At 60.9% G+C, this 18,646-nt stretch carries 13 protein-coding genes; 8 read left to right on the top strand and 5 right to left on the bottom strand.

Annotated features, from left to right (window positions below; translation table 11 throughout):
* Window positions 1–168 precede the first annotated feature (168 nt).
* The 4 genes from mprF to ACUN8C_RS11315 all read left to right on the top strand — a co-directional run bounded on the left by mprF (window position 169) and on the right by ACUN8C_RS11315 (window position 5,283).
* Complete coding sequence (gene mprF, locus ACUN8C_RS11330) at window positions 169–2,862, top strand: bifunctional lysylphosphatidylglycerol flippase/synthetase MprF (RefSeq protein ID WP_445619311.1); 2,694 nt, start codon at window positions 169–171, stop codon at window positions 2,860–2,862.
* 2 nt (window positions 2,863–2,864) lie between these two features.
* Window positions 2,865–4,157 carry a virulence factor family protein gene (locus ACUN8C_RS11325; RefSeq protein ID WP_445619310.1) on the top strand — a complete coding sequence of 431 codons (1,293 nt, stop codon included), beginning with the start codon at window positions 2,865–2,867 and terminating at the stop codon, window positions 4,155–4,157.
* A gap of 103 nt (window positions 4,158–4,260) precedes the next feature.
* Window positions 4,261–4,809, top strand: coding sequence for a GNAT family N-acetyltransferase (locus tag ACUN8C_RS11320; protein ID WP_445619309.1), 549 nt, complete (start codon window positions 4,261–4,263; stop codon window positions 4,807–4,809).
* Window positions 4,810–4,950: 141 nt separating this feature from the next.
* Window positions 4,951–5,283, top strand: a complete 333-nt coding sequence (locus ACUN8C_RS11315) for a DUF3817 domain-containing protein (RefSeq protein ID WP_445619308.1) — start codon at window positions 4,951–4,953, stop codon at window positions 5,281–5,283.
* Window positions 5,284–5,291: 8 nt separating this feature from the next.
* Here ACUN8C_RS11315 and ACUN8C_RS11310 read toward each other — a convergent pair whose 3' ends face one another.
* On the bottom strand, window positions 5,292–6,215 hold the full coding sequence (locus ACUN8C_RS11310; protein ID WP_445619307.1) for an AraC family transcriptional regulator: 924 nt from the start codon (window positions 6,213–6,215) through the stop codon (window positions 5,292–5,294).
* 240 nt (window positions 6,216–6,455) lie between these two features.
* On the opposite strand from ACUN8C_RS11310, the gene ACUN8C_RS11305 reads away from it, so the two are divergent.
* Window positions 6,456–7,523: an NAD(P)-dependent alcohol dehydrogenase gene (locus tag ACUN8C_RS11305; protein ID WP_445619306.1), complete on the top strand. Its 1,068-nt coding sequence runs from the start codon at window positions 6,456–6,458 to the stop codon at window positions 7,521–7,523.
* Window positions 7,524–7,638: 115 nt separating this feature from the next.
* Window positions 7,639–8,100 (top strand): tRNA adenosine(34) deaminase TadA, encoded by a 462-nt coding sequence (gene tadA / locus ACUN8C_RS11300; protein WP_445619305.1) that lies wholly within the window; start codon window positions 7,639–7,641, stop codon window positions 8,098–8,100.
* On the opposite strand, the gene ACUN8C_RS11295 is transcribed toward tadA, so the two are convergent.
* Window positions 8,093–10,084, bottom strand: coding sequence for a sensor domain-containing diguanylate cyclase (locus ACUN8C_RS11295; protein ID WP_445619304.1), 1,992 nt, complete (start codon window positions 10,082–10,084; stop codon window positions 8,093–8,095). The genes tadA and ACUN8C_RS11295 overlap by 8 nt on opposite strands.
* Window positions 10,081–11,562 (bottom strand): membrane-bound lytic murein transglycosylase MltF, encoded by a 1,482-nt coding sequence (mltF, locus tag ACUN8C_RS11290; RefSeq protein WP_445619303.1) that lies wholly within the window; start codon window positions 11,560–11,562, stop codon window positions 10,081–10,083. The genes ACUN8C_RS11295 and mltF overlap by 4 nt, the downstream gene beginning before the upstream one ends.
* Before the next feature lie 272 nt (window positions 11,563–11,834).
* Between mltF and purL the strand changes: the two genes are divergently transcribed.
* Complete coding sequence (gene purL, locus ACUN8C_RS11285) at window positions 11,835–15,734, top strand: phosphoribosylformylglycinamidine synthase (RefSeq protein WP_445619302.1); 3,900 nt, start codon at window positions 11,835–11,837, stop codon at window positions 15,732–15,734.
* Window positions 15,735–15,823: 89 nt separating this feature from the next.
* Here the strand turns inward: purL and ACUN8C_RS11280 are convergent, their stop codons facing one another.
* Window positions 15,824–16,147: a putative quinol monooxygenase gene (locus tag ACUN8C_RS11280; RefSeq protein ID WP_445619301.1), complete on the bottom strand. Its 324-nt coding sequence runs from the start codon at window positions 16,145–16,147 to the stop codon at window positions 15,824–15,826.
* Between the two features lie 68 nt (window positions 16,148–16,215).
* Window positions 16,216–16,629 carry a hypothetical protein gene (locus tag ACUN8C_RS11275; protein WP_108842544.1) on the bottom strand — a complete coding sequence of 138 codons (414 nt, stop codon included), beginning with the start codon at window positions 16,627–16,629 and terminating at the stop codon, window positions 16,216–16,218.
* Between the two features lie 86 nt (window positions 16,630–16,715).
* Between ACUN8C_RS11275 and ACUN8C_RS11270 the strand changes: the two genes are divergently transcribed.
* Window positions 16,716–18,530, top strand: coding sequence for a DEAD/DEAH box helicase (locus tag ACUN8C_RS11270; protein ID WP_445619300.1), 1,815 nt, complete (start codon window positions 16,716–16,718; stop codon window positions 18,528–18,530).
* Window positions 18,531–18,646: the final 116 nt, after the last annotated feature.

Genomic DNA, 18,646 nt, shown 5'->3' with positions numbered 1-18,646 from the left:
ACGGTCTAAAGCCTGCCCGGTCCCAGGAAAAAGAGGATTGTGGAACAGCACGGCACAAAGGCTGTGACATTGCAACGATGGCGCTCCGGTTTTCACGAGAACTTGCCTGCCCTATTAAGGTCTACTTCAGCATCTTCGACAAGAGGCATGTGCCGGCAGGACATGGCCATGGCTTTTTTCGTTCTCTGCTACCCGGTCCGGTGGTGTAAGGAGTGCGTTTTGAGCGTCAAGGGTGAAGGTCGAAAGGAGGCTGCTGCAGTCGAGCAGCAGGAAGCGGACGCCTCGGTGGCTGTCCATGAACGCTGGCATGATCTTTTTCACCAGCATCGTCACCGCTGGCAGGCCGGACTGATTCTGCTGCTGTTTGTACTGGCCCTGCTGGCCTGCTGGCATTTGCTTGAGCAGATGAATCCGGCCCTTTTGCACGGCGCCATCATGGCCGTGCCGAGCCACGCCGTGGTGCTGGCGGTCTTGACGACGCTGTTCGGCTTTGTATCGCTGATCGGCTATGAGTGGTCTGCGGCGCGATTTGCCGGTGTGACATTGCCATGGCGGGTGCTGGTGACAGGCGGGCTCTGTGCGCCTGCGATCGGCAATGCCGTCGGGCTTTCCATGCTGTCGGGGGCGGCGGTCAGAAGCCGTCTCTATGGCGTGCACGGCGTCGGCGGTCGGGAAGTCATGCGCATGTCGGGGTTTACCAGTCTGGCACTGGGCGGCTCGCTGCCACTGCTGGCGGCCATGGCAGTGCTGTTGGCCCCCTCCCGGGCGGCGCAGCTGCTTTCCCTGCCGATGGCGGTGGCCGTGTCGGCGGCAGGGGCGGTGCTGGCGCTGTATCTGGTGCTGGTGCTCTGGTGGCGCCGGGGAGAGGTTAAGTCCGACGCCGGGGTCGTGCATGTGAGCTTTCGCCGCTGGTGTCTGAGCCTGCCGACCCTGCGCCTGGCGGGCAATCAATGTCTGATCACGCTGCTGGATGTGGTCCTTGCCGCCGGGACGCTGTATCTGTTGCTGCCCCATGCACCGGTCTTTCCGGCCTTTGTCATCATTTATCTGCTGGCACTGGCCGGCGGTGTGTTGAGTCATGTGCCAGGCGGTGTCGGGGTCTTTGAGGCCATCATGCTGGCAGCGCTTTCCCACTCGGTAGGGCTTGCGCCACTGACGGCGGGTCTTTTGCTCTATCGACTGATCTATGTGGTGTTGCCGCTATTGCTGGGGTGTGTGGCGCTTTTGTTCATGGAGGCGCGCCGCTCTCGACGGGCCCGCACGGCGCTGGCCATGGCTTCCGGCATGGCAGCGCCGACCCTGTCGCTGCTGGTGTTTCTGACCGGAGTGGTGCTGCTTTTTTCAGGCGTTACGCCCGCTGTCAGTGCGCGTCTTGATGTCCTGGGCGAGCTGGTGCCGCATCGGCTGGTGGATGCCTCGCATCTGGCCGCCAGTCTGATTGGTGTGCTGTGTCTGTTGTTGGCCAATGGTCTGCGCCGGCGTCTGTCAGCGGCCTGGGCACTGACCCTGGGGCTTTTGCTGCTTTCAAGCGTACTGTCGCTGCTCAAGGGGCTGGACTGGGAGGAGGCCGGCCTCGCGCTGGCCGTGGCCGGACTGTTGCTTGTCTTCCGGCGCGCCTTTTATCGACCCAGCCGACTGATGCAGATGCCGGTGTCTCCCTTCCATCTTCTGGCCTGTCTTTGTGTCGTGCTGGCGTCACTCTGGATCATGTTTTTTGTCTATCAGGACGTGCCCTATCGCAACCGGCTCTGGTGGCAGTTTGCCCTTGATGCCCAGGTGCCGCGGGCGCTGCGTGCCGAGCTTGGCAGCGCGCTTTTAATGGCAGGCATTGCACTGGCCTGGCTGATCCGTACTCAGCCCGGGGCCATTATCCTGCCCGATGAAGCCGCGCGACAACGGGCCGCCTCGATCATCAACGAGGGCAGCCATCCCGAAGGCTGGCTGGCCATGACCGGCGACAAGGCGTTTTTGTTCAATGACTCGCAGAGCGCTTTCATCATGTATGCCCGCCATGGGCGCAGCATGGTGGCGCTTTTTGACCCGGTCGGACCGGCCAGTGAGCGTGCCGAGATGATCTGGCGCTTTCGTGATCTTTGTGATCGTCACCACGCCCGTCCGGTGTTTTATCAGGTACGGGCAGAAAACCTGCACAGCTACATGGATATCGGCCTGAGCGCGGTCAAGCTGGGTGAAGAGGCACGCGTTGACCTGCGCACCTTCAATCTTGAAAGCAAGCAGCACAAGGGCTTGCGCTATTCCTGGAATCGCGGGCAGCGCGATGGGCTGTCGATCGAGTTTCTGGCGCCGGGAGAGGCGCCGCTGGCCCAGCTTGAGGCCATCTCCGATGCCTGGCGGCTGGCCAAGAGCGCTCGAGAAAAAAGCTTCTCGCTGGGGCGTTTTACGGCCTCGTATCTGGCGCACTTTCCTGTGGCGCTGGTGCGATACAACGGGGAGCCGGTGGCCTTTGCCAATCTGCTGGAAACGCACCGGGGACGAGAGGCCGGGATTGATCTGATGCGTGCCGGGGATCAGGCACCAAAGCTTGCCATGGAGTTTTTGATGATCGGGCTGATTCTGCACTATCAGGCCCGCGGGCTTGAGGTGTTCAGCCTCGGTATGGTGCCCATGGCCGGTATGCAACCGCGAGCCGGCGCGCCATTGGCTCAGCGGTTGGGGGCAGTGGTTTACCGCTACGGAGAGCATTTCTACAACTTTCAGGGACTCAAGCGATTCAAGGACAAGTTTGATCCCTGCTGGGAGCCGCGCTACATGGCGGTACCGGCAGGGCTGGACCCGCTGGTGGCGCTCAAGGACACCGCAGCGCTGATCGCCGGCGGCTATACCGGACTGGTGAGGCGTTGAGCATGATAAAAGAAAATCCGGGTATGTGGCGCCGCGGCGCTGTGGTCGTGCTGGTTTTGGTCGTGCTGGCCGGCGCCGGGTGGTGGTGGCAAAGACCGCCCGCGCCGAGCGTGACCACCACGCAGGTCGACGGGGCAACGCTGATGACGGCCCAGCCGGGGGGCAGGCCCACAAAACATGTTGTGATTGCGGCCACTTCGGATCAGCATTTCGATGATGACGCACTGCTGACGCTGTCCGAGCAGACCGGTGCCGAGCTGGTGCAGTTTATGCTGGATGACGGTGACGACTGCGACATGCAGCAGGCGCGTCTGATGCAGGCACGAAAATCGCTGGGTGATCAAACCGATCTGGTCGTGGGGCTGGGTCGCGGCGGTGCGCTGGCCTGGCGCTGGCTGGCCGGTCAGGACCGAGATCAGGCGCAGGCGCTGTCGGCAGGTTTTAGCGTGTCAGATATTGACTGTCGCATGCCCTTGCCTGCCAGCGGCCACCATGGAAAGTGGGACATCGTCTGGAACAATGATCCCGATGATGCGACCGGACGGTTTGTGCGTGGTCTGGAGGGGATTGAGGTACATACCACCATCGGTGATTACGGCGCTGCCAGTACCACCCTGGCCGCGCAGCGATTGGCGGCACTGCTCAAGGGCAGCGGTAGTACGCTTCCCACCATACCGTTGCCGGGGCAGGGCGATCAGACACATTCGAAGACGGTCACCCTTTATTACTCGGGTGACGGCGGCTGGCGTGATCTTGATCAGGTTTCCGGTGAATATATGGCGGCACATGGCTATCCGGTGGTGGGGGTGGATACGCTCAAGGCCTTCTGGCAGCACCGAAGTCCCGAACAGAGTGCCGCCGACCTGGCCGCGCTGATGGCAACGTATCGTCAGCAGTGGGGCGCGAAGCACTTCGTGCTGGCAGGCTACTCCTTTGGCGCCGATATCCTCCCGGCGCTTTATAACCGGCTCTCGCCGCAGGATCAGCAGGCGGTGTCGGCCATGATACTGCTGGCCTTTTCAAAAACGGCCGATTTCGAGATTGCCGTGAGCGGCTGGCTGGGCCAGAGCAATGGCGAAACACAGACAGGCCCTGAAGTGGCCCGTGTGCCGCCCGGCAAGCTGGTCTGTATCTATGGCCGTGAGGAGGCCCCGGACAGTGGTTGCTTGCAGCCCGAAATGAAAGGCAAAAGGATCCAGCTGCCGGGCGGGCATCATTTTGATCAGGACTATGGGCATCTGGCGCAGATCATGATCGAGCAAATCAATCAGAGGCTGCCGGCGGCATCGCAATAACGGCCGGGGTGGCGTTATTCGAGGTTGTGCATATAGTGATGGGCTGCGCGACCGCAAGAGGCTGCGTGACGCTGGCGACACGAATTTCCCTCAAGGGCTGAACATGTTTTTTCGTCCGATCAATGAGACGCTGTCTCTTTCGTTGCTTCATCCCCGCATGGCACCGGAGCTTTTTCGGCTGGTGGACGACAATCGTGGCCATTTGAGCCCGTGGCTTGGCTGGGTTGCCCACACGGCATCACCGGCAGACAGTGCCGAATTCATTCGTCAGACGCTGCATGATCACGCCGAAGGAAAGCGTCTGATCTGCGGGCTTCACGACCACCAGGGGCGCTCGCGACTGATCGGTCTGGTGAGCTTCAACGACATCATGCCCGCCACCGGTCGGGCCACTCTGGGCTACTGGCTGGGGGAACAGTGGCAGGGTCGTGGGTTGATGACGCTGGCCTGTCAGAGCATGGTGCGGCTGGCTTTTGAGCATTACGACCTGTACAAGGTGCAGATCTCGGCGGCCACCGGCAACACTCGAAGCCGTGCGGTCTGTGAGCGTCTGGGGGCCACGCTTGAAGGCGTGATCACGCGCGCCGAGAGCGTCAATGGCGTGATACACGATCATGCCGTTTATGGTCTGGCCCGCGAAGACATGACGTAACGGATATCGAAGCGACCATTCTGGCGATGGCCGTGGCTTTTCTACGCACCCCCTGGTCAGCGGGTAGCGCAACGCAGGGTCCGTTCATTAAAGTATCGACATGACCCTTTCCCCACGCGCATCGATTCAAGAGAGTCTCCATTGAACACACCCGAGCTGATCCATACCCGAATGAAACGCCTGCGACTGGTGTCGATTCTGGAGGGCACGACGTTATTGCTGCTGCTGGTGGTGGCCGTGCCGCTCAAGCATGTGGCCGGTCTGCCGCTAGCCGTCTCCATCATGGGGCCCATCCACGGGGTGGCCTTTTTGCTCTACCTGTCGGTGGTGTTTCGGGTTGTCTCCATGGGAGGCTGGAGCGGGCTGGATATCGCCCGCATGATTCTGGCGGCCTTTATTCCCTTCGGCGCCTTCATCAATGCCCCCTTCATGCGTCGCAAGGAATCGGACCTGGTGCGCATCATCGGCGAATAGATGATCCTTTATCCGGCCTGTCGAGATTCCAGACGCTGGTCACCTGCCGGCTGATGGCCAAAGTAGCGCTTGTATTCCCGGCTGAACTGAGAGGCGCTCTGATAGCCCACGGCACTGGCAGCACTGCTGACATTGTGGGTTCTGGCCGCGATCATGGCGCGCGCCTTTAAAAGCCGAATGCGCTTTTGATACTGCAGCGGCGACAGACGCGTAAACCGCTTGAAGTGATGATGAAAGGCCGAAGGGCTCATGTTGACCTTGTCGGCCAGAGTCTCGACAGACAGCGGGTTTGCGTAGTCACGATGCAGGGTCTCAAGCGCACGCCCGATGCGTCCATACTGGGTCTGCTGCTGTAAAAGCTGACGCAGCGATTCGCCCTGCGGGCCTCTGAGCGCCTCGAACAATACCTCACGAATACGCTGCCGGCCGAGCGCACGACACATGATCTCGTCATGGAGACATTCCAGCAGATGCACCACGCCATGGCCCATCGAGGAGGTCAGTGTCACGGCCGACATGGGTTCGGGCGGTGCAGCATTGGTGGCGGCGGTCGGCACGACCTGGCTCAGTTCACCCAGCATGATCATGTCGATGCTGATGAACACCCCCAGCAGGGGGGCCTGCGGCGTGGCCCGGGTTTCACATTCAAAGGGTACCGGCATGGCCTGGACCAGATAGTGGCCGGCGCCATAGTGGATCGTACGCTCTCCCAGATAACCGCTCTTTTCGCCCTGGGCGATGATGATCAACCCTGGCTCGTAGACCAGCGGCGTGCGCGGATGGCTGCCATGAAGGGCCATGAGCCGTACCCCCTCAAGGTCAGTAGGGATATAACCATCGCGGTCGATCAGGGGAGTGATCAGGTCGCACATGCGCTGCTGAAGGGCATTGGACGCGGGGTCGTGTGAAATATCAGGCAGGGCATCAGACATGGTGTTGAGATCCGTGGTGCGTGTCAGTATCTGCAGCAGGTGCGGGCAGTTGCAGGATTGTGCATGAAAAATGCGCTAATGATACCTTGTAACGGCCCGTCGTGCAGGAATAGGCAAGCACGAAGCAGTACCGTGTATGGTGTGAAAGCGCTTTCGCCGTCAGACTAACGTCACTTGAAGGTACCCGCTTGAGAAGAGTGGGTATCCGGTTTTGATGCGTCATGCGCAGGAGAAGTATTCATGTCAACACCCGCCAGGGGCTACGCCGCCCATAGTGCTGAAACCCCGCTTGCTCTCTGGAACTTTGAGCGCCGTACGCTGCGCGCTGATGATGTCTCCATCGAGATTCTTTACTGTGGCGTTTGCCACAGCGATCTACACTTTGCTCGCGATGACTGGGGCATGGCCACCTATCCGGTCGTTCCGGGTCATGAAATCGTGGGTCGTGTCACGGCCGTAGGCAGTGATGTGGTCACCTTCAAAACCGGTGATGTCGTGGGCGTAGGCTGCATGGTGGATTCCTGCCGCCAGTGCAGCTCCTGCAACAGTGGTCTTGAGCAGTACTGCGCCGAAGGGTTCACCATGACCTACGGCAGCCCTGACCGTCATGACAATACCCTGACTCAGGGCGGTTATTCCGATTCGGTCGTGGTCAGTGAGCGGTTCGTGGTGCGCATGCCGGAAGGGATTGACCTCAAGTCTGCGGCACCGATTCTGTGTGCCGGGATCACCACCTATTCACCGCTCAAGCACTACGGCGTAAAGCCGGGTGACAAGGTCGGGATCATCGGTATGGGCGGTCTGGGCCATATGGGTGTGAAGCTGGCCAGTGCGATGGGCGCGGAAGTGACGCTCTTTACCCGCTCCGAGTCCAAGGTGGCCGAGGCCAAAAGGCAGGGCGCCGATCATGTGGTGGTGTCCACCGATGAATCGCAGATGGCCGCCATGACCGAAACCTTTGATTTCATGCTTGATACCGTCCCGGTTCAGCACGACATCAACCCCTATCTCAATGCGCTCAAGCCGGACGGCACCCATATTCTGGTTGGCCTGCTTGAGCCGCTGGACCCGGCCGTCAGCGGTGCCAATCTGGTCTTTCGTCGTCGGGTGCTGGCCGGCTCGCTCATCGGTGGCATGCCTGAAACCCAGGAAGTGCTGGAGTTCTGCGCCGAGCACGGGATCACCTGCGATGTCGAGATGATCAACATCGATCAGATCAACGAGGCCTGGGACCGCATGCAAAAGGGCGATGTCCGCTATCGTTTCGTGATCGATATGGCCTCTCTCAAGGGCGACAACGCCGCCTGACAGGGGTGCTGCGGTCAGCCCTGTCGCTGATTGGCAAATGAATATCACGATAACCGGTGCCTCAGGGCGCCGGTTTTTTTATATCATGGCTCGATTTGGTGACGGGAAAGCGGTCATGCGCAGTGACGAGTTCTATATGTACCGGGCGCTGGATCAGGCGCATCAGGCGATGGCGGCAGGGGAGGTGCCGGTCGGGGCGGTCGTGGTCAGCGCAGAAGGCGACATCATCGGGGAAGGGTTCAACGCACCGGTCGGACGACACGACCCCACCGCGCATGCCGAGGTGCAGGCACTGCGCGATGCCGGCCAGCGTACCGGCAACTATCGGCTGACCGGCTGCACGCTGTATGTCAGTGTGGAACCCTGCCTGATGTGCACCGGCGCCATTATTCACGCCCGGATTGCCCGGCTTGTTTACGGTACGCCGGAGCCTCGCACCGGCATGGTGCAGTCAAAAGCCAATCTTTTTGCCCAGCCCTGGCACAACCATGACGTAGAAGTCGTCTCCGGCGTGCTGGCGGTGCCTGCCCGGCGGCTTTTGAAAACCTTTTTTGCCCACCGACGCGCCGCTACCTGACCGATTGAGGGCGGGCATCCAGAGCGCCTGCTACAACCACGCGATTACGGCCTGCCAGCTTGGCCCGATAAAGGGCCTGGTCAGCGGATTGAATCAACTCCGGCAGGGTGTCGCTGGCGCGACGAGTGGTAATCAGCCCGACACTGATGGTGACAAGCGTTTGGCCGTCATGTCTTGTCAGGTTCAGTGCCTCAATACCATGACGCAGCTGTTCGCCTACCTCGGCTGCCTTTTCAGGGGTGATGTCAGGCAGGCAGGCAATAAACTCTTCTCCGCCAAATCGAGCCAGCAACCCACCCTGTGTGGTCACGATATCCTGTAATCGATGCGCCACATCCTGTAGATAGCGATCACCTGTCGGGTGGCCCAGCAGATCATTGATCTGCTTGAAGTGATCGATATCCACAACGATGATCGTTCGGGGGCGGGTGGCATCAAGCTTTTCGACCCACTGACTGAAATAGCGCCGGTTGGGCACTTTGGTCAGTTCGTCGTGCTGTGCCAGCCACTCCACTTCCTGCTGCAGGGCAATACGCTTTTCCACCTCACCTCGCAGTCGATAGTTGGCATCCTTGACCCCGCTGTGACGTCGGCGCAGGCGGTGAAGAAAGTACATCAACAGATAAATCATCCAGGTGAAGATCAGCCCGGTGATCAGGACAATAGCCGGCAACTTGGAGCGCTCGTCAAACAGTCTGGCGTAGCTTGCCTCGGCGCAGATCGTGAAGTTGCTCTGACCCAGTCGCAGGATATTGCAGTGTTCCAGCATGCTCAGCGCTTCACGGGTATCGGAGCTGTAAAGGGTATTGCCATTCTGCATGACCCGGATGCGAAAGTTATGGCTGTCGCCGGCGTCATCGAGCGTGGCAAAGAGTCGGGCGGGATCGACCACGAAGCCGGCCACGCCTCTGATGGCTGCTGTATCAAGATCATGAATGGGCTGATAAAAGATCACGCCCCGACCACCGCTGGTCAGATTGACCATGCCGGTGGCGGTGGCCTGGCCCTGCAGGGCGCCGGCCAGCGTCTCACTATCATCGTTGGAGAGCACATGATGGCCCAGCAGGGGCTGATTGCTCTGTAGCGGATAGGCACGTCTGATGCGCGGACCCTGACGATCCACATAGGCGATGGTCTGCAGGTAGCCAAAATGTTCGGCAAGGTGGCGGGCTCGATGGGTCCAGGCCCTGCTGGAAGGCTCGCTGCCGGCGCTGTCCCAGCTGATGGCAAAGCGCTGCATGGCCTGATCGCTGACGTTGATCTCCTGGCCCAGTCTTTCACTGAGGGTATCAACGCGCGTACGCGCCACCTGGTTGACCTCGCGAATGTTCTGGCTGTTGTGATAATGCCAGAGCACCAGCAGGACCAGTAACACGGCCATCGAGGCGGCCAGTGCAATACCGATGTCGCCGGGGCGACGCTTTGGCCACTGTGTCATGACCTCGGCGCCCAGTAACAGGACGATCGTCAGCAGGGTGGGCGTTGACAGGGACACTTCATGAAGTGACACAAACCAGTGCTGCTCGACAAGATGCATCGCTGTCAGCATGGCTGCGATCGCAAGGCCGATAGGCGCAATTTCCGCGGGGCGCGAGGAGAAAAGCGGAAGAAGCGCCAAAAGCAGCAGCGCCAGAGTGATCAGAATGGAGGGTCGCAGCGAGTAAAAGGGCACCTGGCCTGGCCAGTGATCGAAAAGCAGCGACCACTGGGCGTAATTCATGACGGTGTCCGGCAGCAAAAAGGAGCCCAGCAATGCCAGCAGCGGTACCAGCGTCACAACGGTGATGATGATGGCAAAGGGCCTGAGAAGATGAGGTCGCCACCGTCGGGTGGCGTTCATCGCAAGCCTGGACAGGGTGACCATGCCCACCATCGCCAGCAGCAGATGCTCCATGGGTGGCGTCAGCCACCATCCTGCCACCACACAGGGCAGGGCAAGCAGGGGCAGTAGCAGGTCACCATGGCGGGCGAAGAAGGCTTTCATGGAACAGGCGGCACGGTCTCAAAGACAGGGGAGATAGTATTGCTGGCCGTGGCACGGGCAAGCGATGAAAATTGATGCTGGCTGCGTTCTACCCAGTTCAGGATTTCTTCATAGCGTTTAATGTTGCGCACATAAAGCGCGGCTACGTTACCACGTGCAAAGCCATGTTCTACACGGTTATACCAGCTGCTTTCCTGCAAAAGGGGCAGCATCTGCCTGACCGAGTCCCACTGATCGGGATCATGACCCTGAAGACGTGCCAGGCGTCGTGCATCATACAGGTGGCCAAGCCCAAGATTATAGGCGGCCAGCGTCATCCAGGTCCTGTCCGGCTCGGCGACGGCCTCGGGAATCCGGTCATGCAGATAGCGCAGATAGCGGGCGCCGCCATCAATGCTCTGCTGCGGATCTTCGCGATCATCCACATCCATGTGACTGGCCGTGGCTCGAGTCAGCATCATCAGTCCCTTGACGCCCGTGGGTGAAACGGCATCCGGCTCCCAGTGCGATTCCTGATAGCCCACGGCCGCCAGCAGCTTCCAGTCAAAACCGGTATCGCCGGCGGCGCGCTTGAAGTCAGGCATCCATTGATCAAGATTTGACCGGGCCTGCGCAATAAATCGCCGCGCGCCAACATATTCAAGATAGTCGTCATGACCAAAATACTTCTGTGTCAAAAGCGCAAGGTCACCCGTACGGCGCATACGATCGATAAAATCGTTGGCGCGCTCTACCAGCGAGGGGTCGGTATGGGCGGGGAAAGCCCACGCCAGGGTGACCGGGTCTCCGATCGTCAGCGCTCTTGCCACATCCGGAAAAAACAGTCGACTCAACTTGAACTCGTGAGCATAGACCACTGCGGCATCCAGTTCGCCACTTTCGACCATGGCCAGCAGATCCGTGGTTTCAAGATCCGGGCTTTCCCGCCAGGTCAGCGTTGGGTGGGTCCTTTGAAGCTCATGCAATACCCGACTGGTGCCGGCGCCAGCCACCGTGCCGATATCCAGCCCGTCCAGATCCTTGATCGTTTTAGGGGCCGGCGTCCCGCGTCGATACGCCACCATGGGCTGCATGGACATGATCGGCTGTGAGTAGGTCACGTCCTGACGCTGTCGATCCAGCACCAGCCCGGCGGCGCCGATATCGGTACGCCCGTTGGCAACGTTATCCAGCACGTCACTGATGTGTTGATCATCTTCCACGGCAAGGCTGACCCCCAGCTCGTCGGCGAAGCGGCGAAAGAGCTCGAACTCGAATCCGGTCGGACCCTGGCGGCCCTCATAGAAAGTGGCCGGTGTGTTGCGTGTGGCGATCTCCAGAAAATCGCGCTGCTTGACGTCGGAGAGGGTAGTGGGAGAAGCCATTGGCATCAGCGCGGCAGACCACGTCGAGATCGCGCGGGCAGGCGTCAGCAGCAGCAAGAGTGCCACCACAAGCCCTGCAATCTGTCGGGTTGTGCGTAAAAGATGCCTGTGCATTGGAGAAAACGGCCGTTTGAAAGAGCACCCAGGATACCGATGGCAGATACCCCCGGCTAGCCGATGGCTCTTAACTGCACGATAGCCTCAGTCTTTCGACTGAGGCCGATCCATGTCGCGCGCTGCCCTCCGGGCTTCGCCAGGCGAGTCGCTTTCCAGTATGATGACGCCCTCGCCGCCTGGCGCTGTTTCAACACGGGGAGCGTGATCCTTTCGATGGCGCTCCCGCACCACACCTCATTTCCTGTCAGTCAGTAGAGGCTTCGTTCGTCATGCTCGAGCTGCACGGCCAGAGTGCCCTTTCTTCCTTTCGTCATGCCCGCCTGCTTGCCCGCCTGCGCGAGGCCATGCCGGGCGTGACCGGTGTGCAGGCGATGCACCGCTATTTTCTGGACGTCGAGCAGGCGCCGGAGCCCGGGGTGCTCGAGCGACTCTGTGCGCTGCTTGAGGCCAGTGAGCGTGCGGACTCGACGCCGACAGGCGCGCTGTATCTGGTCGTGCCGCGCTTTGGAACCGTCTCCCCCTGGTCTTCCAAGGCCACTGACATCGCCCACAACTGCGGGCTGACTGACGTGCGTCGCATCGAGGCGGGCGTGGCCTATTTTGTCGAAACCGACACGCTGCCCTCGAAAGAGGAGGTCGAGGCGATTCGACAGGTGCTGGCCGATCGCATGACACAGACCGTGCTGGTGGACGCCAGTGACGCCGCGAAGCTGTTTCAGCGCCATTCGCCGGCCCCGGAAAGCCATGTGGACATTCTGGGTGGCGGGCGCAGTGCGCTGGTCGAGGCCAACGTCACGCTGGGCCTGGCGCTGGCCGAGGACGAAATTGACTATCTGGTCGAGTCCTTTACTGGTCTGGGGCGCAATCCCAGCGATGTTGAGCTGATGATGTTCGCTCAGGCCAATTCCGAACACTGTCGCCACAAGATCTTCAACGCTGACTGGCGCATCGATGGTCAGGCGCAGACACACTCCCTGTTCGGTATGATCCGCAACACTCACAAGTGTTCGCCGGACAATGTGCTGTCTGCCTACAGCGACAACGCCGCCATTATCCGTGGCCATGAAGCGGGTCGCTTTCTGGCCGACAGCCGTGACTTTCGTTTTGTCACCCATCAGGAACCGATCCATATCCTGATGAAGGTTGAGACGCACAATCACCCAACCGCCATTGCCCCCTATCCGGGCGCGGCCACCGGCGCCGGCGGCGAGATTCGTGACGAGGGCGCCACAGGCCGTGGCGGCAAGCCCAAAGCGGGCCTGACCGGTTTTACTGTCTCCAATCTGCGTATTCCCGAGCTTTTGCAGCCCTGGGAGGCATTCGATTACGGCAAGCCCGAGCGCATCAAGAGTGCACTCGACATCATGATCGAGGCGCCGATCGGCGCGGCGGCGTTCAACAACGAATTTGGCCGCCCGGCACTCAATGGCTATTTTCGCACCTACGAGCACGACGTGGTGGGTCCGGCCGGCGTCGAGCGGCGCGGCTATCACAAGCCCATCATGCTGGCCGGCGGCTATGGCAGCGTACGGGATGAGCACGTGCTCAAGGGCGAGATTGCCGAAGGCGCAAAGCTGATTGTCATGGGCGGGCCCGCCATGCTGATCGGACTGGGCGGCGGGGCGGCCTCATCCGTGGCCTCCGGCAGTACCAGCGACGCGCTGGATTTTGCCTCGGTACAGCGCGACAACGCCGAGATGGAGCGTCGCGCCCAGGAAGTCATCGATCGCTGCATTGCGCTGGGCGAGGACAACCCGATCAGCTTTATCCATGACGTGGGCGCCGGCGGGCTTTCCAATGCGCTGCCGGAACTGGTCAAGGATGGCGGCCGCGGTGGCCTGTTCAATCTGCGCGATGTGCCCAGTGCCGAACCCGGCATGACGCCGCTGGAAATCTGGTGCAACGAGGCGCAGGAACGCTATGTGCTGGCCGTGGCACCGGAATCGATCGAATATTTCGAATCGCTGTGCGCGCGCGAGCGCTGCCCGTTTGCCGTGGTCGGCGAAGCCACGCGAGCGCATGAGATTACGGTCGTCGACAAGCACTTTGAAAGCCGTCCCATCGATCTGCCCATGAGCGTGCTGTTCGGCAAGCCGCCGAAAATGCAGCGCAGTTTCGAGCGCCGTGAGGTCAGTCAGCCGGCCCTGATGCTGGACAATCTCGACCTCAATGAAGCCATGGATCGTGTGCTGCAACTGCCGGCAGTGGCTTCCAAAAGCTTTTTGATCACCATTGGCGATCGTACCGTGGGCGGCATGAGCGTGCGCGACCAGATGGTCGGCCCCTGGCAGGTGCCGGTGGCGGACTGCGCCGTCACCACGGCGTCGTTTGATACCTTCGCCGGTGAGGCCATGGCGATGGGTGAGCGTACGCCTGCCGCGCTGATCTCGCCGGCCGCCTCGGCACGCCTTGCCGTCACCGAGGCAATTACCAATATCGCCGCCGCGTCCATCGAGTCCCTTGGCGATATCAAGCTGTCGGCCAACTGGATGAGTGCTGCCGACCACGAAGGCGAAAACCAGGCGCTGTATGACGCGGTACATGCCGTAGGCATGGAACTTTGCCCGGCACTGGGCATTGCCATTCCGGTTGGCAAGGATTCCATGTCGATGCGCACTGCCTGGCGCGATGGCGAGCGCGACAAGGCCGTCACGGCGCCGCTGTCGCTGATTATTTCGGCCTTTGCCCCGGTCAGCGATGTCCGAAAAACCCTGACCCCGCAGCTCGATCCGCGTGAAGAGACCGAGCTTCTCCTGATTGATCTCGGTCGTGGCAAGAACCGTCTGGGCGGTTCGGCCCTGGCGCAGGTTTATGGCCAGCTGGGTGCCCACGCGCCGGACCTTGATGCCCCCGAAGATCTGGCCGGCTTTTTCAACGCCATTCAGACCCTCAATCGTGACAACCAGCTGCTGGCCTATCATGACCGCAGCGACGGCGGGCTTTTGACCACGCTGGCCGAAATGGCCTTTGCCGGTCATTGCGGTCTGGCTGTCACGCTTGACGCGCTGGTGCGCGATGCCCATCAGGCGACCGAGGCACTCTTTGCCGAGGAGCCGGGCGCCGTTATCCAGGTGCACCGTGACGAGGTTGATGCCGCACTGGCCACGCTGGCAGCGGCAGGTCTTGGCGAATGCGTACATCGCATCGGTGCGCCGACCGGAGATGATCGCTTCTCGGTCACGCTTTATGACGCCGTATTGATCGAGACCACCAGGGTTCATGCCCTTCGCACCTGGGCGGAGACCAGCTATCAGCTGCAGGCCCGTCGCGATAATCCCGACTGCGCCCGCCAGGAATTTGACGGCCTTGATGAAACCCGCAATCCGGGGCTGCATGCCTCGCTGAGCTACGACGTTAATGACGACGTGGCCGCGCCCTTCATCAACAAGGGGGCCGCGCCACGGGTGGCGATTCTTCGCGAGCAGGGCGTCAACGGACAGCTCGAGATGGCGTGGAATTTCATCAACGCCGGTTTCGAAGCCATCGATGTTCACATGTCGGACATTCTGGAAGGGCGTGTGGATCTGGCCGACTTCCAGGGGGCGGCGGCCTGCGGCGGGTTTTCCTATGGGGACGTGCTGGGGGCCGGTGGCGGCTGGGCGAAGTCGATTCTCTTCAGTGAGCGCGGGCGCGATCAGTTTGCACACTTTTTCGAGCGTGAAGACACCTTTGCCCTTGGCGTGTGCAACGGCTGTCAGATGCTTTCCCAGCTCAAATCGCTGATTCCCGGCGCCGATCACTGGCCGCGCTTTGTGCGCAACCTGTCCGAGCAGTACGAGGCGCGCGTCTCCATGGTCCGCGTCGAGTCCACGCCATCGCTTTTCCTGGCCGACATGGCAGGCTCCCGGATGCCGATTGCCGTGGCCCACGGGGAAGGGCAGGCGCAGTTCCGCGATGGCAGCCATCTGCGTCAGGCGCAGGCCAGCGGCACGGTCGCACTACGCTACGTCGACAACCTTGGCGAGGTGACCACCGGCTATCCGGCCAACCCCAACGGCTCACCGTCCGGGATTACCGGTCTGACCAGCAGCGATGGCCGCGTGACCATCATGATGCCGCACCCCGAGCGTGTGGCACGTGCCGTGACCAACTCCTGGCGTCCGCAGGAGTGGCAGGAGGCCGGCGGCTGGATGCGCATGTTCCGCAACGCAAGGAAGTGGGTAGGCTAGGCGTTGTTCGAAAGCGGTGACTGGAGATAAAAAAGGGCCTCTTGTCGAGGCCCTTTCGTGTGTCAGGCACATCTTGTGCCAGCAAAAGCTCAGCTCTGCGGACGTGCGGCCGGAGTCAAAAAGCGTACGGTCGGTGCCGCTTCCAGCAGCGGGTCGGTGCCTTCCTTGAAGGGCTTGTAGTGCGGCATTTCCATGTGCTTGTCAAACGCCGCGCGATCGGTATAGACCTCATGAAGAATGACGGTGTTGCCATCGCCTTCCGGCACCAGCACATCAAACTGATGGCAGCCGCTTTCATTGGCCAGCGACTCGTTGGCGTCGTTGTGGGCCAGCGCCAGAAACGCATCGCGCTGACCTTCCCGGATGTTGAATTCAGCCAGAACGACAAAATTGGCATTGGTCGTGCTCATCATGATTCTCCTGCAGACATTGAAATTTTCGAAGCGGTAACAAGGCCTTGTGACATTAATACGATTGCTTGTCAGTGAACTCTGGGCGCTGGACCCATGCCCATGCGTTCATGAAACTCTGCCACGGCGCTTCGCAAAAGCTCCAGAAGTCCCGGCACCAGTGCAATGCCCTGCTCGGGACCTGCCACAAACTGCTCTACGCTGACATGAACGGCTTCACCGTGGATGACGACCTTGGCCGCCTTGATGGCATTCATGACGTCATTGGCAACGTCGAGCAACTGGGCGCGGTCCGTGCTGGCATCGGCCTGCCAGACCCCGGGCAGCATCAGCTGGAAAAAGGCCGGCTCGTCTTCGGCCACGACCAGCACGAACTCAAGGTTTTCGAGCGTGATGCGCGCCGCGTGAGTATCGATGGCCTCCACCTGGAAATCCATGGCGCCCAGGCCTTCAATGTAGTGCTCGATCTGTGTGTTGGCCTGCATTGCGCGCCTCTTTGGTCACCGGAGGTGACGGTTTTAAACATTCAGCCAGTCCCGCAACCCAGGGATTACAGGACCAGTATAAGGATATGTCAGCGTCTTTAACGACACCCCCACAGCTACGCCCCTATCAAAAGGAGGCCGTCGAGCGCGTCGTCGGTCATTTCCGCCGCAGTCACGACCCGGCCGTGGTGGTTTTGCCCACCGGCAGCGGCAAGAGCCTCGTGATTGCCGAGCTGGCGCGCATTGCCCGCGGCCGCGTGCTGGTGCTGGCCCATGTCCGTGAGCTGGTGGCACAAAATCATGCCAAGTATGAGGCCTATGGGCTTCGCGCCGACATCTTCAGCGCCGGTCTGGGGCGACGCGACAGTCAGCGCCAGGTGGTCTTCGGCTCGGTGCAGTCCGTCATCAACGCGCTTGATGAGTTCGATGATGGTCAGTTCACGCTGCTGGTCATTGATGAGTGCCATCGCGTCGCGCCCATGGTGGACGACAGGGCGGACGGCAAGCGTCGACAGTCGCCCGGCAGCTACCAGCGGGTGATTGATCATCTGCGGGCGAGCCGGTCGGATATCAAGGTGCTGGGCCTGACGGCGACGCCCTATCGGCTAGGGCAGGGGTTTATCTATTACCGCCACTATCACGGCATGGTACGCGGCCCGGAAACCTCGTTTTTCCGCGACTGCGTATTCGAGCAGCCCCTGCGCGTCATGGTCAGACAGGGCTATCTGGCCGAGCCCCGACGCATTGATGCTGCCATCGCCCGCTATGACTTTTCACAGCTCTCGCCCCGCATTGGCGGGCAGTACGCAGAGTCCGATCTTAACCGGGTGGTCAGCGGCAATCGGGCAACGCCGGTCATTATCGAAGATGTGATGGCACAGGGCCATGACCGTCAGGGCGTGATGATCTTTGCCGCCACTGTGGCGCATGCCGAGGAGATCATGGGCTATCTGCCCGAGGCGCAGGCGGCGCTGGTCACCGGTACCACCCCCGGGCGCGAGCGAGAGCGGCTGATCGAGGCCTTTAAAAATCGTGAGCTGAAATACCTGGTGAACGTGGCGGTACTGACCACCGGTTTTGATGCCCCGCATGTGGATCTGATTGCGATCCTGCGGCCGACCGAGTCGGTGGGCCTTTACCAGCAGATCGTCGGGCGTGGGCTGCGCCTGTCTCCCGGCAAGCGCGACTGCCTGGTGCTGGATTATGCAGGGAACCCGTGGGATCTGTTCGGCCCTGAAATCGATGCGCCGCGCCCGGACAGCGACAGCGAGCCGGTACAGGTCGAGTGCCCCGAGTGCGGTTTTGCCAATATCTTCTGGGGCAAGCGCGATGGTGAGCTGGTGATCGAGCACTTCGGCCGGCGCTGTCAGGGGCTGGTCGATAACGAACGCGGCGAGCAGGTGCAGTGTGACTTCCGCTTTCGCTACAAGGTCTGCGAGCAGTGCGGGGCGCAAAACGATATCGCTGCCCGGCGCTGCCATCACTGTCAGGAGCAGTTGATCGATGCCGATGACAAGCTGCGTGATGCCCTGAAGCTCAAGGATGCACGAGTCCTCAGGGTCAGTGGCATGATGCTGGAGGAAAGCGTCAACGGTCGTGGCCTGGCCCGTTTGAAGGTGACCTACGTCGATGAGGACGGCGCCACGCTGTCGGAATGGTATGCACTGGAAACGCCCGCGCAGCGCCGAGCCTTTTATCATGCCTGGCTGAAGCCGCATCTGCGTGCACCAGGCAGTGACTGGCAGCCGGCCACCATCGATGAGGTGATCGCGTCACGTGAGCGTCTGCGCCATCCGGATTTTGTGGTCGGTCGCAAGGTGGGGCGCTACTGGCAGGTGCGCGAACGTCTTTTTGATTATGAGGGGCGCTATCGACGCGCGGACAGTGCCGATGGCAGCTGAGCAGAGGCAGCATCCAATATCGTTATTCTGCTAAGATATAGACCGTTGCCGCCCGGCAGCATTGTTACCATCGATTTGTGATCCGTTTGCGATCAAGGAGCCTTTCATGAGCTGGT

It is taken from the genome of Kushneria sp. Sum13, assembly GCF_052692355.1.
This window is presented reverse-complemented; position numbering and strand designations above follow the sequence as displayed.

Coding starts and splice junctions, on each gene's coding strand:
- ACUN8C_RS11320 (WP_445619309.1), top strand. CDS start 4,261: ATGTTTTTTCGTCCGATCAATGAGACGCTGTCTCTTTCGTTGCTTCAT.
- ACUN8C_RS11310 (WP_445619307.1), bottom strand. CDS start 6,215: ATGTCTGATGCCCTGCCTGATATTTCACACGACCCCGCGTCCAATGCC.
- ACUN8C_RS11325 (WP_445619310.1), top strand. CDS start 2,865: ATGATAAAAGAAAATCCGGGTATGTGGCGCCGCGGCGCTGTGGTCGTG.
- mprF (WP_445619311.1), top strand. CDS start 169: ATGGCTTTTTTCGTTCTCTGCTACCCGGTCCGGTGGTGTAAGGAGTGC.
- ACUN8C_RS11275 (WP_108842544.1), bottom strand. CDS start 16,629: ATGCAGGCCAACACACAGATCGAGCACTACATTGAAGGCCTGGGCGCC.
- mltF (WP_445619303.1), bottom strand. CDS start 11,562: ATGCACAGGCATCTTTTACGCACAACCCGACAGATTGCAGGGCTTGTG.
- ACUN8C_RS11270 (WP_445619300.1), top strand. CDS start 16,716: ATGTCAGCGTCTTTAACGACACCCCCACAGCTACGCCCCTATCAAAAG.
- ACUN8C_RS11305 (WP_445619306.1), top strand. CDS start 6,456: ATGTCAACACCCGCCAGGGGCTACGCCGCCCATAGTGCTGAAACCCCG.
- ACUN8C_RS11295 (WP_445619304.1), bottom strand. CDS start 10,084: ATGAAAGCCTTCTTCGCCCGCCATGGTGACCTGCTACTGCCCCTGCTT.
- tadA (WP_445619305.1), top strand. CDS start 7,639: ATGCGCAGTGACGAGTTCTATATGTACCGGGCGCTGGATCAGGCGCAT.
- purL (WP_445619302.1), top strand. CDS start 11,835: ATGCTCGAGCTGCACGGCCAGAGTGCCCTTTCTTCCTTTCGTCATGCC.
- ACUN8C_RS11280 (WP_445619301.1), bottom strand. CDS start 16,147: ATGATGAGCACGACCAATGCCAATTTTGTCGTTCTGGCTGAATTCAAC.